Source organism: Tumebacillus lipolyticus, from assembly GCF_042682745.1.
Classification (GTDB): Bacteria; Bacillota; Bacilli; order Tumebacillales; family Tumebacillaceae; genus Tumebacillus_A; species Tumebacillus_A lipolyticus.
The window spans coordinates 345,839-361,328 of record NZ_JBHUIO010000002.1; the positions used below are offsets into that span (position 1 = coordinate 345,839).

Consider the following 15,490-nt stretch of genomic DNA (forward strand, 5'->3'; position numbering starts at 1 on the left):
CATAGATTTTTTTCTGGCTCACCGGCCAACAGCAAAAGACCATACTCAAAGCGACTGACGTCACTTTTAACATGGTCTTTTCTGATGTTCCGTATGACAACTGTTACAGCAGTCCTTTCTCTTTCAGCGCTGCAACTGCAGAAAGCACAGCCACTTTCGCATGCGCATAGGTCAGACCGCCCTGCAGATAGCCGATGTACGGCTCGCGAATCGGTCCATCGGCAGACAGTTCGATCGACGAGCCCTGAATGAACGCTCCTGCCGCCATGATCACCTCATCCGCGTAGCCGGGCATCGCCCACGGTTCCGGCTTGACATGCGAATCGACCGGGGCTGCCGCTTGGATCGATTGGCAAAACGAGATCAACCTCTCCCGCGTGCCGAGCTGAACCGCTTGGATGATGTCTGTGCGCGGCGCTGTGGAGGCTGGATGTGTGACCAATCCGAGCTCTTCGAATAGCGCAGCAGCAAAGACGGCACCTTTCACCGCTTCCCCGACCACGTTGGGTGCCAAAAAGAACCCCTGGAACATCGTGCGGTTGGTTCCGAGCATCGCGCCCTGCTCCGCTCCGATGCCAGGCGCCGTCAGACGGCAGGCAGCGCGGTGCACCAGATCGGCGCGTCCAGCTACATACCCACCGCTGTGCGCCAAGCCGCCGCCAGGATTTTTAATCAGCGAACCGACGATCAGGTCTACGCCCACTTCTGTCGGTTCACGCCGCTCCGTAAATTCGCCGTAGCAATTGTCGACGAAGACGATCACATCCGGCTTGATCCCTTTGACGAAGCGCACCATCTCCCCGATCTGCTCGACCGAAAAGGAGGAGCGCCACGAGTAGCCCGCCGAGCGCTGAATGCCGATCATCTTCGTGTTCGGTTTGATCCGCTTTGCAGCGAGTTCGTAGTCGACCTGATCGCCTTTTAGCGGCACCGAGTCGAAGGAGATACCATACTCTTTCAACGACCCCTCCCCCGACTCTCCGCGGACGCCGATCACCTCTTCCAACGTGTCATACGGCTTGCCTGTCAGGTAGAGCAACTCATCGCCTGGGCGCAAAACACCATAGAGCGCCAGCGCGATCGCATGCGTTCCCGAGACGATGTGTGGGCGAACCAATGCAGATTCTGCTCCGAACGCTTTCGCATAGACGCGCTCAAGCACTTCTCGACCTGCGTCGTTATGGCCGTACCCGGTCGAAGAGGCAAAATGAAAATCGCTCACCCGCTCCTCTTGAAACGCTTGGAGCATCTTCGCTTGGTTGTAGACGACCGTATCGTCGATCAGAGCAAACTGTTCGGAAATCTTCTTTTCAATCTTGGCGGTGAGCTGAAGCCAAGTCGGATTTTGTAAGAGTTGCAACAAGGACAAAGCACGTCTCTCCCATCTCTAAAACGTCCTTTTCACTATACCATAAAAAATCGGTGCAGATCTCCTAGCGACTGAACGGTTCCACTCGCTCTCAACGCACCACTTTCGATCACCATCACATCGGCTGTCCCCAGTAGATCGATCTGTTCAATCTGGTGTGTGCTGATGATCACGACCGAATGTTGCGACAACCGTTGCAGCAGATGGCGAAAGTAGAGCATCTCTTCTAGGTCTAGATGTTCGAACGGCTCATCCAAGATGCAGATCGGAGGGTCGTGAATCACCGCTTGAATAAGTCCGACCTTTTGCAATTCACCCCCGGATAGATGGCGGAGTTTTTTCTTGCGCAGAGAATGCAAGCGAGTGCCTGTGATCATCTCTTCGACTCGACTTCTCACCCGCGAAGGGGGGATACCTTTATGGATTGCCGTATTTTTTATGAATTGTTCAACCGTCATTTGCGGATAGCCGGTGAACTCTTGAGGCAAATAGCCGATCAATCTGCGCACCTCTTCGATTGATAAAACTTTCCGATGCCTTCCCAACTGTGGTTGTATGCTCGACTGAGTGAACAGAATCTCCCCGCAACTCGGCGGGATCACTGTGGTCAGCAATTTGAGCAACGAGCTTTTGCCAGCTCCATTGCGGCCGATCACAAAAGTGACCCCCGTCGTAAAGGTATGTTGAATCTGATCTAAGATCGTCATCGATCCGATGCTGTACCCAACGCTCTTTACCAGAATCCGCATGTTCAAACGCTCGTTCCCACCCATCGCTTTTTGTTGTAAAAGAGACTGAGCAACAGCAAGATGATCCCGAATGCTACCCATCTGGATTCAAGAAAATACAGATCACCAGGTGCTGAGAACAGGTCGAAGACTTTTAAATGTTCATGAAACAGCACCTCAATCGACCATACCAAGAGACAACAGCCGATCGCAGCTTTTGTAGACAACAAAGTGGCAATGACGAAACAGGTGACACCGAAAAATAGCATTGGAATCGACCATGACAACAAAAGTCCACCGATTGATGCGCTTTCTGAACCGATCAGCGATGCCAATGGTACAGAAACGATCATATGAAATCCGACCACGAGTACAAAGCGAGCACTCAATTGTTGCATCAGGGTGTAAGCGCTCAACTTTTCCAAGATTTCCATTCCCTCATTTTTTGGCCAAAAAGCATAGGAGACCGAAAGAATCATGATCAATGTTGTTAAACTTACCCATTTGATCAGCACGAAGATTGGAGGCTCAAGCGGCAGGTATGTGATGGTGCCGACTGTTGAAAGAGCCATCAGCAACGCTGTCAACAGCCAGCTGCGACCTCCATATACGTTCCACTGAGCAAGGAAGAGGTTGCACAACTTGCGCAGTGTCAGTCGCTCCCGATGATAGGCTTCTAGTTCAGCCCGCAATGCTGTCTGTTGCGGAGCTACACTTGCTTTTACGCTAGAAATAAGCTGTAAGCTCTGCTCCAAAGTCGGCACCGGAATCGTGAATCTTTCCATGCGTCCGCTCCAACTGCGCTCTAACTCTTCTAGTTCTTCCTCCAAAACCTCTTCCTCTTCAAGCTCAAAAAACGGATTTTGATCCTTCACCTTCTACCCACCTCCGCTCGTATGTCCTCTTCTCGCAAGATGCACTCCAATTTTTTTAACCCACGGCCGACTTGCGTCTTGATCGTATTGATCGGTAAATCGACGACTGAGGCAATCTCGCTATACTTCAAATCTTGATAGAAGCGCAGGTACAAAACGGTGCGATACATGATCGGCAGTTGATTCAACGCATCGATCATCCACTGACGTTCCACTTGTCTTTCGATTAGATTTGCAACCTGTGAAGTTTGTTCACGAGGCGGCGCTTGCAGCGACTCTTTTCGAAAAGAAGCCTTCTTCCAATAATCTTTGCAAGCGTTGGTTGCAATTTTATACAACCAAGGTTTAAACCTTTGCGGGACGATCCCCTGCTGCCCCTGTTGATAGATCGCAACAAACGTCTCCTGCACCAAGTCTTCCGCTACTTTCTCATCGAGCGTCAGCCGATAAAGGTACCCAAACAGCGGCTTGTGGTACCGAATGATGATCATGTCGAGCGCCGCATCGTTGCCTGACGCAAGTTCCAACATGTATTCTTCATCCTGCAAAGCGGGTCCCCCCTAGCGTTCCTTTCTTGCAAACCAAACGATCGTCGCTGTCCCGAGGAGCAAAGCAAGCAAGAGAAAGAAAAGTCGATTGTACAAAATCCAAGTGTCACTGCTGCTAGCAAGTTCATGATGGAAAGCAAAATACCTGACCCCAGTAAAGTGAAGAATCACTCCCGAAAAAGGCCCGAGCAAGCCTCTTGCCAAAGCAAAAAACAGCCAAAACATCAACCCGAGCAACAATCCACCCAGCGAGTGTTTCACAAGCACTGTTCCCAATCCCACGACTCCGGTACAGGCTAGATATACAGGCATGACAAACAGGAGCTCCTTCCAAATCGGAAGGGACATCTGGAAGGAATACGCCACCGAAAGCAAACACATCGTGAGTGAGAACAGCACCCAGCCAAACAGAAAACGCTCAAGGAGTACCTTCCATCGCCATTGCGGATAAGTGAAGATCAGTTCTAAAAACTTCGAATCGAAGTCAACTTTACTCGACCACTGCATGTAGCAGATCAGGAACAAAACACCTACTGTTTCATAGAGCAGGGAAATCGCATCACGCTCAAGCTGTCCCAATCTACCAGTCGCATACACAGTGAGCAAAAAGAGAGCGAGCATTCCGTAAGCTGACCACGAGCGGAAAAAGAGTCGCCAGAACAGTAGATGACGAGCTATCAGTCCATTCATCATAATTCTTCAGTCTGTCGATAAAGTTTTAACGCTTCTTCCAAATCAAACTCATCCGGTGTTTTGCTACGATCAAATTGTTTGTACAAGAAGCTGACCACTCGCTTAAATTCTGTCCTGTCCTTTATGTCATACTCGCCTAGAACATCGATCAACTTTTCGACTCGCTCGCGCAGAACAGCGTTGTCTTGCGAACCAGAAGCCGAAGTGGAAGTCCAGTAGCTGCTCTCTCGATAGAAATCGGCAAAATGAGTGTGCGTGACCCTGTCCTGAAAATGATTGCGCACCACCCACTTCATCGCCTGTACGAAAAGGTCTCGATCATAAGCCGGCTTGGATATTTCCCCCCAGCTCATACCGTTCGCAAACGGTAACTGCACCAGATAATCGGTCTTGTAGTAGTAGTTCTCTTCCTTGATGCGCAACGCCCACGCTCCCCATTTTTGCACCAGCGGATCATCATATACTGGGTCGGCAAAACCAGGGGCACTGATCACAAATACAGTTTGTGGGACCAACTCATCGCCCAACCATTGCTCAAGAAATTTCCAGCCAGACACTTTTTCTTCCACTCGCTTTACCGCTAGTTCAATCAGATCGGGGTGCGCGACCACCCGAATCCCACTCACTGAACGCTCGGTCAAATTTCCAGATAGGAGTATCAGATCTGTGCTTCGCCCAGAAAATGTCATTTCATCCTGTTGAGCGATCGACATGACAAGCGGATTCTTGGTCGGCATCTCGCTTTCAATCTTCACCGTAAAATCGGTGGGACTCGGCTCCCGCTCTGACACCTTGTACAGAACAGCGTTAAAATAGCGACCGTTGTGCGCATATGCTTTCCATAATGATCGCTTCCCGATCAAAGGATACCATCCGCTCGATTTGCTCAAATTGATCCGATCAGGTTCTGCAAATGAGCTTTCGGCCATCAGGTCGTCACTTGTTTGTTGAATGCTTCCTTCATACTGGAGGGTCAGGTGTAACGGCTGCTCAGCAGCGATCGGCTCAGGGAACATGACCGCGATCTGATCCCCCTCCTGCTCCCACTCGATTTCTCCTGCGTTTTCGGCAACCAAATCAGCAATTTTCAGACTCCCTAACAAGGTGAGATCAAGGCGCTTCGTTCTCTCTTTGCCATGATAAGTGACGGTCAACATCGCCTTTGCCTTGATCTGATCGCCTCCGAACAACCGCACTTCAAGATTGGTACGATCCATCGTAAAGCTCGTGTCAGCTCGATCGTTCATGCCTGCAACAAAAGATCCGGTGTCCTCCTCGACCATTCTCTCCTCAACAAATTCCCTATGACTCTTCATTTTCTCCTCGAAAGCCTCATATCGAAATGTGGCGAGCGTCGTGCCCGCAATGAAGACCACAAGCAACATTGACCAACCCCTTCGGCGCTCCCAGACCTCCATGCGAAAAATGCGGTAAACGCTTAACAAAAGCAGTAAAAAGCACACACCGGTCAAAATGGCGGCAGTCTGATGCACCCAAACCTCTGGAAATCGCCCTGCTAACTCGAACACATCCTCGAATGGGGAAAAATAGTACACCGAATCATATGGAGCCAAAAGTCGCCATTTCGGATTCCAAGAGGAAACTCCAGTGATGTTAAGTTGAGCCCAAACCATCACACCCCAAAGTGCTGTCAGCAGCAAATAGACGAAGCGACTGCGCATTGCATGTCCCAGCAAAAAACCGAGCGAGGAATAGAACAGCATCCCGCCTCCGACATTTAGCAACACGTAGATCATGTGTTGGAACCAATCCAGAAGACCATAGCTGCCTAAGCCAAACCAACTACCGCAGACAATCAATGTGATCGAAGTGATCACGCCCACATAAGACTGCAGCACTATCCACTTGCCGAACAACCAGACATCGTTTTTTACATTCCACGCAAGAAACAGCTGTTCAAAACCGCTCACTCGATCCTTACGCGCAAGATGCACGCCGGCCCACCCGGACACAATCAAGAGCACCCACAACGTGTATTGTCGAAACAACATCTCATAAAAATAACCGGCACGCGGTTCAGGGACTTCCGCCATCACATAATACCCGATCGCCCCCGCCCAAAAGAGCGCGTACAAAATCAAAAAACTGATCGCCACCCTGTTTCGCAAAAGCAACAGACCTTCGAAGCGTATGACTTTCAGCAATTTACGCATGGGCAACCCCCTTCAAGATCGCCATATAACCGTCTTCTATGGACGGTTTGACAAGCTTCGTCTCATACGGAGGCGGCTCTTGTGCCAACACGCGCAAGATCAGATTGTTCTGCTCTTTTCTCGAAGCGAGAATGATATGATTTTTTTCGAACTCCTCATAATGACTCGCTGGTATCCCCACTTCGTAGACGAACCCGTCAGCCAGTGACGCAAGCTCTGACAACGAGCCTTTAAACTCCAGCTCTCCTTGTAAGAGCACAGCCGCTTGTTCACAACTCAACTCAATATCGCTTACGATATGTGTAGAAAGCAAGATCGTTCGCTGCTCGCCAAGGCTCGCGATCAGATTGCGAAAGCGGATTCGCTCTGCCGGATCAAGCCCAGCAGTCGGTTCATCGACGATGATCAACTTGGGTTCACCAAGCAGAGCTTGCGCGATTCCAAGCCGCTGTTTCATACCGCCAGAATAACTTTTCACTTTTTTCTTTGCACATTCTTCCAAGTTGACTTCAATCAGCACACGCTCAACCTCACGTTTGCGCGCTCGTTTATCCAACACCCCTTTCATCGAAGCCGCATACTCCAAAAATTCCTCACCGGTAAATTGTAGCGGCAAGTTGACCTGTTGCGGGAGATAGCCGAGCATTTGGCGCACCTGGTGCCCCTCCGTTCGCAAGTTCAAACCATGCACAAACACTTCGCCTTCCTCATAGGCGAGCAGCGTGCTCAAAATTTTGATCAACGTCGTCTTCCCCGCTCCATTTGGGCCAAGAAGTCCAAATAGTCCCCGCTCTAGCGTTAGGTCGATCCCCTTTAACGCTTGGAATTTGCCATATGATTTTCGCAACCCTGCGATTTCTAGCGTTACCATGAATTCTCCTCTCCGAACATGTTCATTCCCAATGTTTGCATTTGTGATCACACTATTTACACGACTTCACAGCATAAAAAGTTTCATCGAAGGGTCGAAAAATATGAAAAATCAAGATTGACCGCACGCGGTCAGCTCGCCTATTCTTGTATTAATCTTCCAAAGGAGGCATCGCGATGATCCGAGCCATCATCTTCGACTTTGACGGATTGCTGGTCGACACGGAGACACCGTGGTACGAAGCACTGCTTGCAGTCTACCAAGAACATGACGCTCACCTTCCGCTAGACACCTATCTGCAGTGCGTCGGCACGAGCCTCGAACAGTTCGACCCTTACAAACATTTGGCGACCTGTATCGGTCGCTCGCTCGATTTAGATGCGATTCGGAGGAGAACTTCCGAAAAACATGCGCAGATCATGGAACAGGTCGGCCTGCGCCCCGGCGTGGAAGCATACTTGGATCAAGCAAGATCGCTAGGACTCAAGGTCGGCCTCGCTTCCAGCTCCAAGCGAGAATGGGTGGTCGGCTATCTGGAGCGCTTCCGCATTCGAGAGCATTTTGAAGTGATTCGGACTGCCGATGATGTCCAAAAGGTCAAACCTGATCCGGAGCTGTATCGATCCGCGCTGCAGGCACTCGGCGTCGATCATTCGCACGCGCTCTCGTTTGAAGACTCCCTCAATGGTCTTCGCGCTGCCAAAGCTGCTGGTATGCACTGCGTCATCGTCCCCAACTCGATCACCCAGCATCTCGCATTTGCAGGGCACAGCTATCGGTTGGAGTCGATGTCCGCCCTGCCGTTGCAAATGGTGATCGAACAGGTTCTGCGCGCAGAAGTGCAATGATCACCCTGCTCGATCGCCGGTTTCCAATGCAAGAAGGAGCACCCGAGGGTGCTCCTTCTTTCGCTGCTCTCATCATCTCTTTTTCTCTATTGCTTTCAGTATAATCTGATGATTCCATAAAGTCAATAAGTTTCCTATTGAAAAAATTCTACTCTGTATCTAATTCGCCTAAATAAAATAACCCCCGGAATTTAACAACATTCCAGGGGTTATTCGACGACCTCTATTGTAACGTCGAATCGGTCATATCGAAAATCATCTGATCACTTCGCTTCGCCTGCTTGCTCACCTTCACTGCTTGTGGTTCGCCAATCAGGTGAGCGCGCAGCTCTTCTGCCAACCACTGGGGAACTTCCGCGTGCAAGAACGTGCCCAGCTCACGGTGCTCCTCCTGAAACAGGCGTCCTTCGCGATATACTTTGGCCACCAGCGCACTTTCCTTGTATGGCACTTCCGCCCGGACGATCAGATGTCGAACCCCGACCAGATCGTCGATCTTCTCCATCATATCCTGCACGCCATCCCCCTGCAGGGCAGAGAGGCGGATCGTCTCCGTCGCGTTCGGATCATTGCCGATCCAAGTTCCCGGCACGAGGTCAATCTTATTGAATGCGGTCAGGACCGGCCGGTTCAGCACATCCAGCTGTGCGAGCACCTGATAGACGGTCTCCATCTGCACATCGCAGTTCGGGTGCGACGCATCGACCACATGAACGATCAGATCTGCCTCTGCCGTCTCTTCCAATGTCGAGCGAAACGCTTTGACCAAGGAATGCGGCAGCTGTTGAATAAAGCCGACCGTATCGGAGAAAATCGCCGTCTTACCATCTGGCAGTTGCACTTGGCGCGTCGTCGTATCCAGCGTGTCGAACAGTCGGTTGCGCCCTTCTGCCACCTCTTTGCTGCCCGTCCCGTACCGCTCGACGATCTTGCGCATCAACGTCGATTTGCCCGCGTTTGTGTAGCCGACAAACGCGATCACCGGCACTTCTTGCTTTTTCCGCCGTTGGCGATGCAGCTCGCGATGCTTTCGCACCTCGTCCAACTGGCGACCAAGCTCGACCAATCGGCGATGGATATAGCGGCGATCCGTTTCCAACTTGGTCTCACCCGGTCCGCGAGTCCCCACACCGCCGCCCAATCGCGACATCGAAACGCCACGGCCGGTCAAGCGCGGCAGCAGGTAGTTGAGCTGGGCGAGCTCCACCTGAAGCTTGCCTTCTCTCGTCCGCGCGCGCAAGGCGAAGATGTCGAGGATGATCTGCGTCCGATCGAGCACGCGGCAAGGCAAAGCCGCTTCCAGGTTGCGCACATGTTTCGGCGATAGTTCTGCGTCAAAAACGACGAGATCTGCTCCCAGCTCCTCAATCACCGCGCACAGCTCGGCTAGCTTCCCACTGCCGATATAGGTTGCCGCATCGGGAAGACCTCGATTTTGCACCACTTCTGCGATCACGTCAGCCCCTGCGGTCTCGACCAGTCCGCGGAGCTCCTCGAACGCCATCGTCCAGATTTCATCTTCCTGCTTGTTCAAGCGCAGTCCGACGAGCACCGCTCGTTCTGTTCGGTTCTGCTGCTCATTTATTTCATGCATAGTATCATCCCTTTTTCTGTTCTTCTTCGTTATTTTACACCGCGGCGCATCCCGCGACCACCACCTCCACTTTTGTTCCGTTCTCCGCTTCGAGTATAATGAAGCGGAGAACGGAAAACGCGATGGAAAGGATGAGCGCAATGCGTTATCTAAAGTTTAAAGGTCAAAAGGTAGGCATTACGACAGATCGCATTCAAGAGGATGACCGAGATCCGGAGCTCTATTATTATGAGCTGCGACGCGATGAGGATCGCCCTTATCTCCCTTACATGATCGAAGAGTCTGTCCAAGCGGATCACTTCTGGGGAACGATGGTCGCCGAAGCACCGATTGAGTTTAACCAAGGCGACTTTCATACGCTGAGCGAAGATCTCGGTCACAAGCTCGCCGAAAAGTTTGGTCTGTTGCCCGCATAGTCAGTTGGCAAGTTCCTTACACGAGCAACCTGCGGGCGGCGAACAGCAGGTTGGACTTCGATCGTCGCTCCTGCACGAGCACCCACTTGACGCGATCGACAGGTGGGGTTGCTCGCTCTCCTGTGCGGTTCGATGCGGCTCAGAGCGCTGCGACCGCGCTACCCACCGCGCTCCTCCGCACGCTGCCATTTCCGCGGAAATGAGATCTTTCGATCATTTTCCCCCTCAAAAAGCATTTTCTCGTCATGTCCTGTCGCTTCACCAGCGATGTGCCATCTGCACCCGCGCTCTACCCATCTCTTATTTTTTCCAATGTACGACATCCCACACGCGGTTGACCCAGCTTTGATAAAATTCAGGTTCATGCGAAACGACCAGCACTGTACCCGCATACCGGCTCAGCGCTTCTTGCAGTGCCTCTTTGGCCACGCTATCCAAATGGTTGGTCGGCTCATCGAGCACGAGCAGATTGCTGTCGGAAAGCATCAGCTGGCACAGGCGCACTTTCGATTGCTCCCCACCGCTCAGCGCTTTCATCGGCTGTCCGATATGCTCCGTCCGCAACCCGCATCGCGCAAGTGCTGAGCGCACCTCTTTTTGCGTCATTTTCGGGTGAGCATGCCAGATCTCTTCAAGCGCTGTATGCAACGCTTGCGACTCTGCTTCCTGCTCAAAATAGGCAGGTCTGACCCGCTCGCCCAACTTCACCACTCCGTCCAAAGCGGGAAGATGACCGAGCAAAGTGCGCAAAGTGGTCGTCTTGCCGATGCCGTTGTATCCGACCAGCGCCACCTTTTCCCCGCGCATCAGCTTCAGATCGAGCGGTTGAAAGAGCGCGCGCTCATATCCGACCGTCAGCTTTTCGGTCGTCAGCACTTTGCTGACCGGCTCCACGTTGATCTGAAAAGAGAAGCTCGGTCTCGCCGTCTGAAGCGGCTTGTCGATCCGGTCGATCTTCTGCAGGCGCTTCTCGCGGCTTTTCGCCTGCTTGGCGGTGGAAGCGCGCGCTTTATTTTTCTGCACGTACGTTTCCAGCTTTTGAATCTCCTGTTGCTGCTTCGCGTACGCTTGAAAGACTTGCTGTTTCCTAAGCTCATACGCCTGCAAAAACTGCTGATAATCACCAGGGTAGCGCGTGAGTGTCTGATGCTCCAAGTGATAGACCACGTTGATCACCCGATTCAAAAAGCTGGTGTCATGGGAGATCAGGACGAATGCGTGCGGATAGCCTCGCAAATATTCGACCAACCACTCGATGTGTGCCGTATCCAGGTAGTTGGTCGGCTCATCGAGCAGCAGCACATCTGGCTTTTGCAACAGCAGCTTCGCCAGCAGCAGCTTGGTGCGCTGACCGCCGCTCAGATCGCGAACATCCCGCTCCAGTCCGAGCTCGATCAAACCGAGCCCCGCAGCGATCTCTTCAACCCTTGCATCGACCGTATAGAAATCCTGCTCTTCCAAAAACTCTTGCAGCTGCCCGAAACGCTTTAACATAGAGTCTAACGAAGCGCCAGTGGCGGTCCCCATCGCTTCGGCAGCCTTGATCATCTCTCGCTCCGCTTGATAGAGTTCCTGAAACGCATCGCGCAAAAAGCTGCGCATCGTCTCCCCTGCTCGCAACTCCACATGCTGCTCAAGAAAGCCGCGACGCACTTGTGGTAGCCAATCAACCCTGCCCTCATCAGGCAGGATCTTTCCGGTCAAAACTTTTAGCAATGTCGACTTTCCCGCTCCGTTTGGTCCAACCAGGCCGATATGCTCGCCTGGGAGCAGTCGAAATTGGACATTGCGCAATACGATCTTCTCGCCAAAACTATGCGTCAGTCCTTCTACATGGATCACGCTCATCACAGTCACTCCTCCGCTTGGTTTTTCTTCCAAGCGCAAGCCGCGAAACTGGCAACAAAAAACGGGTAGAGCAAACACGCTCTACCCGTGTGTATGGCAAAAGAAATACCTACACCTGAGGAAATCCGTGTGCTGTCTCGCTGTGCTTGCAACTTGGAATTGGCAAAAATGGGCATAGTTCTCCCGTCTTAAGCCAATACGCGTTGCATAACAACAGACATAGACATTGGATTCCTTCAACTCCTTCGCAGATAATAGTACATAATTTACCACGACCGGATCAAAAATGCAACCCTCTCGCAAATATGAACCCTCATTTCTTGAACAGTTCGCATAGGCCAAGCGCCTTGTTACGTACTGTAGGAACAATACAAGAACAGGAGGTCTTGCATATGCCATTGGTCCTGTTAGAAGATATGCGAAAACCGATGCCCAAAAAGAGCTTTGCCTTGATCGGCTCGGTGCGTATTTTTCGGCCGCTCGTCAAAATCGCCAGGTTTGCCTATCAGCGAAGTTCCGCCCTGCTGCAACGGGGAATCGAACGGTTGCAGAGGATACGTGAGGAACGATCGCCAGAACCGAACAGCCCTGTCGAAAGACAAGGCCTGTAAAAAGCAAAAAAACCGAGGCATGCGCCTGGGTTTTTTGCTTTATTCTTGACCGCCATATACTTTGTAGAACATATCATACTTATTTCCCGTTTCTGGAGTCGGTGCTTGCTTGGCAGCGGCCGTGCTTCTGCTGTTCTGTCCGCGTGTCGGAATACGATTGCGAAACTGCTCGCGATGAACGGTCAGGTCTTGCAAGGAACGGATGTTGTTCTTTCCCCACTCGAAGAGGATGCGGTCGATGTAGCGGAAGTTAAACTTACCCGCCAGCACCGCCTCGCGCAACGCTTCGCGAATCAGCTCTTCACGATGCATGTCCTCATCGATCCAACAGGCGATGCGCTCATATTCGATCGGGGAAAGCGGGCGACCAAACTCCTGTTCAAACAGGCTAAACAGATTCTTGCTGTCCTTCTTCTCCAACAGATCCAAGCTCGATTGATGGTTGACTTTCACATTCGCTTGCAGCAGATCTTCTAATTTTTCATATAAAGGCTGAATGCTCAACGACTCTTCTCCATACCCGGGAGCACCCGATGTCTCGATGTCGAGAAATCCCCTGTTCATCAGCTGTTGTACCATGCTGGTGATCATTTCGGTGCTCAGCGTCATGCGTCCACTCAGTTCGAGCGCCGTCGGGAAGGCAACCCCTTCCTGTCGAAACTGGATCAGTTGGAGCAACAACATCATCTCATTTTCACTTAAGCCCAACCGCTTGTACTCGCGCAATAAAATTCCCGGAACGGTGACAAATCCGGATGTCATGAGAACGGAGAAAGCATTGTTAGGTGACAGTCTCTGCATCCGTCTCTCCCCCTCTTCTCTAGTAGCGACAATAAGTATACCACAAAACAAATGCGAACGGATGTGCGCACATGCAAAAAAAGAGGACGAGCTATTCTGCTCGCCCTCTTGTCGCCACAAGATTACGGATACAGTCGATACAGAGTGCGCGGGATCATGATCGTTTCCCGAATGTGGTCGATCCCACAGATCCATGCGATCGTGCGTTCCAAACCGATGCCAAAGCCAGAGTGCGGAACGGTACCATATTGGCGCAACTCCAAATACCAGTTGTAGGAGTCATCAAACTTCTCTTCTTCAAAGCGCTTCTTCATCAGCTCATAGTCGTGAATCCGCTGCGAACCGCCGACGATCTCCCCATATCCTTCCGGTGCCAGCAGGTCAGCTCCCAAGATCAGATCGGGGTTGTCCGGGTCAGGCTGCATATAGAACGCTTTGATGTTCGCCGGCCACTTTTCAACAAACACCGGCAGATCGAAGTGATTGGTCAATTCGGTCTCATGCGGCGCCCCAAAATCTTCGCCGTACGGGAAATCATGCCCTTTATCTTGCAGAATCTGAACCGCTTCCGCATAGGTGATGATCGGGAATTTCTCCTTCACGATCCGTTCGAGCGGCTCAAGGTTGCGATCCAAAGCTTTCAGTTCGTATTGGCAATGCTCAAGCACATGCTGGATCGTATATTTGACCAGCGCTTCCTGAATTTGCATATTCTCTTGATGCTCGACATACGCCATCTCCGGCTCGATCATCCAGAATTCGTTCATATGCTTGCGGGTCTTCGATTTTTCAGCGCGGAAGGTCGGGCCGAACGAGTACACGCGACCGAGCGCCATCGCAGCCGCCTCCATGTAAAGCTGACCCGATTGGGACAGGTATGCGCTCTCGCCGTTCACATATTCGGTTTCGAACATGTTGGTCGTCCCCTCTGCAGAAGAAGGGGTGAGAACTGGTGGATCGACCTGGGTAAAACCGTTCTCGTCAAAGAAGGCACGCATGCCTTTGATCACCTCAGCGCGCACTTTCAAGATCGCGCGTTGACGGGGTGAGCGAATCCAAAGATGGCGATGGTCGAGCAGGAAGTCGACACCATGCTCCTTCGGAGTGATCGGGTAATCCTCCGTGCGCGCTACCACCTCGATATCGCTCACGGTGATCTCGTAGCCGATCGGAGAACGTTCTTCGCGGCGCACCAACCCGGTGATGCGAATCGAAGACTCTTGGGTCAGCCCTTTGGCCAGGGTAAACAGTTCCTCCGGCACATCTTGCTTGGCGACCACACATTGAATAAATCCGCTTCCGTCACGGAAATTCAAGAAGGCGATCTTGCCTGAGGAACGCTTGTTCCAGAGCCAGCCTTCGAGGACAACTTCTTGATCGACATATTGGCCGATGCGGTCAATTCTTGCTTTTACAGTCACTTGCTATCCCTCCAACTGTTGCGAAAACAGAGTATTACTCCTGTATGTAGATAGCCAATATTATAGTCCACTTTGTCCAAAATGACCAGTTTTCGTTTATACTTTCGATCAGAGAGAGGTGGCTAACGGATGCTACAGTTTCGCATTTTACAAGAGCAAGACCTTCCGCTTCTGCACGATTGGCTGAACAGGCAGCATATCAAGCAGACTTTCAGCGGGCCGCTCGGCATGACCTATGAAAATGTCAGGCAGAAATACATCCCCCGCATCTTGGGCGAAGATCCTGCTCGCCCCTACCTGATCTGCGCTGATGAAGTTCCGATCGGGTATATACAGACCTACCTGTGGCGCGACTATCCTGCCTACAGCAGCGAACTTCAGCTCGAACAGGTGACGGCAGGCCTTGACCTCTTCATCGGCGAGGAGGCGTATCTCGGCCGCGGATTGGGCGCGGAGCTGATCCGATCGTTTGCCCTGCAGGTGATCTTCGCCGATCGGGAAGTCGAAAGCTGTGTGATCACCCCGCTGATCAGCAATCGTCGAGCATTGCGCGCCTACAGCAAGGCAGGGTTTCGACAACTAGCTACGATGCACCATCCGGAAGAGCCTGAGCAGATCGCGGTGATGAAGCTCGATCGCCACGATCTGCTCGCGCCGATGTAGGCTGACCGCGAAGCAAGTGCCGCCCTGATC

Annotated in this window: 15 protein-coding genes; 4 read left to right on the forward strand and 11 right to left on the reverse strand. The window is 51.9% G+C overall.

Annotated features, from left to right (window positions below):
• Positions 1 to 103 precede the first annotated feature (103 nt).
• The 7 genes from ACFSOY_RS00990 to ACFSOY_RS01020 are packed head-to-tail and all read right to left on the reverse strand — an operon-like array spanning position 104 to position 7,258.
• Positions 104 to 1,369, reverse strand: a complete 1,266-nt coding sequence (locus ACFSOY_RS00990) for a methionine gamma-lyase family protein (protein WP_386043447.1) — start codon at positions 1,367 to 1,369, stop codon at positions 104 to 106.
• Between the two features lie 35 nt (positions 1,370 to 1,404).
• The gene (locus tag ACFSOY_RS00995; protein WP_386043449.1) at positions 1,405 to 2,118 is read right to left on the reverse strand and encodes an ATP-binding cassette domain-containing protein; all 714 of its coding nucleotides are present in this window, start codon (positions 2,116 to 2,118) and stop codon (positions 1,405 to 1,407) included.
• Between the two features lie 2 nt (positions 2,119 to 2,120).
• The gene (locus ACFSOY_RS01000; protein WP_386043451.1) at positions 2,121 to 2,972 is read right to left on the reverse strand and encodes a hypothetical protein; all 852 of its coding nucleotides are present in this window, start codon (positions 2,970 to 2,972) and stop codon (positions 2,121 to 2,123) included.
• Positions 2,969 to 3,502, reverse strand: coding sequence for an RNA polymerase sigma factor (locus ACFSOY_RS01005; protein WP_386043453.1), 534 nt, complete (start codon positions 3,500 to 3,502; stop codon positions 2,969 to 2,971). The genes ACFSOY_RS01000 and ACFSOY_RS01005 overlap by 4 nt, the downstream gene beginning before the upstream one ends.
• A 30-nt stretch (positions 3,503 to 3,532) precedes the next feature.
• Entirely contained in the window at positions 3,533 to 4,210 is a 678-nt protein-coding gene (locus ACFSOY_RS01010) for a hypothetical protein (RefSeq protein ID WP_386043455.1), read from the reverse strand.
• Positions 4,210 to 6,387, reverse strand: a complete 2,178-nt coding sequence (locus ACFSOY_RS01015) for an ABC transporter permease (protein WP_386043457.1) — start codon at positions 6,385 to 6,387, stop codon at positions 4,210 to 4,212. The genes ACFSOY_RS01010 and ACFSOY_RS01015 overlap by 1 nt, the downstream gene beginning before the upstream one ends.
• Entirely contained in the window at positions 6,380 to 7,258 is an 879-nt protein-coding gene (locus ACFSOY_RS01020; RefSeq protein WP_386043459.1) for an ABC transporter ATP-binding protein, read from the reverse strand. The genes ACFSOY_RS01015 and ACFSOY_RS01020 overlap by 8 nt, the downstream gene beginning before the upstream one ends.
• A 176-nt stretch (positions 7,259 to 7,434) precedes the next feature.
• Between ACFSOY_RS01020 and ACFSOY_RS01025 the strand changes: the two genes are divergently transcribed.
• The gene (locus ACFSOY_RS01025) at positions 7,435 to 8,106 is read left to right on the forward strand and encodes an HAD family hydrolase (protein ID WP_386043461.1); all 672 of its coding nucleotides are present in this window, start codon (positions 7,435 to 7,437) and stop codon (positions 8,104 to 8,106) included.
• 223 nt (positions 8,107 to 8,329) lie between these two features.
• Here ACFSOY_RS01025 and hflX read toward each other — a convergent pair whose 3' ends face one another.
• Complete coding sequence (hflX, locus tag ACFSOY_RS01030; RefSeq protein ID WP_386043463.1) at positions 8,330 to 9,700, reverse strand: GTPase HflX; 1,371 nt, start codon at positions 9,698 to 9,700, stop codon at positions 8,330 to 8,332.
• Positions 9,701 to 9,840: 140 nt separating this feature from the next.
• On the opposite strand from hflX, the gene ACFSOY_RS01035 reads away from it, so the two are divergent.
• The gene (locus ACFSOY_RS01035; RefSeq protein ID WP_386043465.1) at positions 9,841 to 10,116 is read left to right on the forward strand and encodes an LPD28 domain-containing protein; all 276 of its coding nucleotides are present in this window, start codon (positions 9,841 to 9,843) and stop codon (positions 10,114 to 10,116) included.
• 300 nt (positions 10,117 to 10,416) lie between these two features.
• Here ACFSOY_RS01035 and ACFSOY_RS01040 read toward each other — a convergent pair whose 3' ends face one another.
• Positions 10,417 to 11,964, reverse strand: coding sequence for an ABC-F family ATP-binding cassette domain-containing protein (locus ACFSOY_RS01040; protein WP_386043467.1), 1,548 nt, complete (start codon positions 11,962 to 11,964; stop codon positions 10,417 to 10,419).
• 392 nt (positions 11,965 to 12,356) lie between these two features.
• Between ACFSOY_RS01040 and ACFSOY_RS01045 the strand changes: the two genes are divergently transcribed.
• The gene (locus tag ACFSOY_RS01045; protein ID WP_386043469.1) at positions 12,357 to 12,575 is read left to right on the forward strand and encodes a hypothetical protein; all 219 of its coding nucleotides are present in this window, start codon (positions 12,357 to 12,359) and stop codon (positions 12,573 to 12,575) included.
• A gap of 39 nt (positions 12,576 to 12,614) precedes the next feature.
• Here ACFSOY_RS01045 and ACFSOY_RS01050 read toward each other — a convergent pair whose 3' ends face one another.
• Positions 12,615 to 13,376, reverse strand: a complete 762-nt coding sequence (locus tag ACFSOY_RS01050; protein WP_386043471.1) for a DnaD domain-containing protein — start codon at positions 13,374 to 13,376, stop codon at positions 12,615 to 12,617.
• 122 nt (positions 13,377 to 13,498) lie between these two features.
• Entirely contained in the window at positions 13,499 to 14,797 is a 1,299-nt protein-coding gene (gene asnS, locus ACFSOY_RS01055; protein ID WP_386043473.1) for an asparagine--tRNA ligase, read from the reverse strand.
• Positions 14,798 to 14,926: 129 nt separating this feature from the next.
• On the opposite strand from asnS, the gene ACFSOY_RS01060 reads away from it, so the two are divergent.
• Entirely contained in the window at positions 14,927 to 15,460 is a 534-nt protein-coding gene (locus ACFSOY_RS01060; protein ID WP_386043475.1) for a GNAT family N-acetyltransferase, read from the forward strand.
• The last annotated feature ends 30 nt before the right edge of the window (positions 15,461 to 15,490 follow it).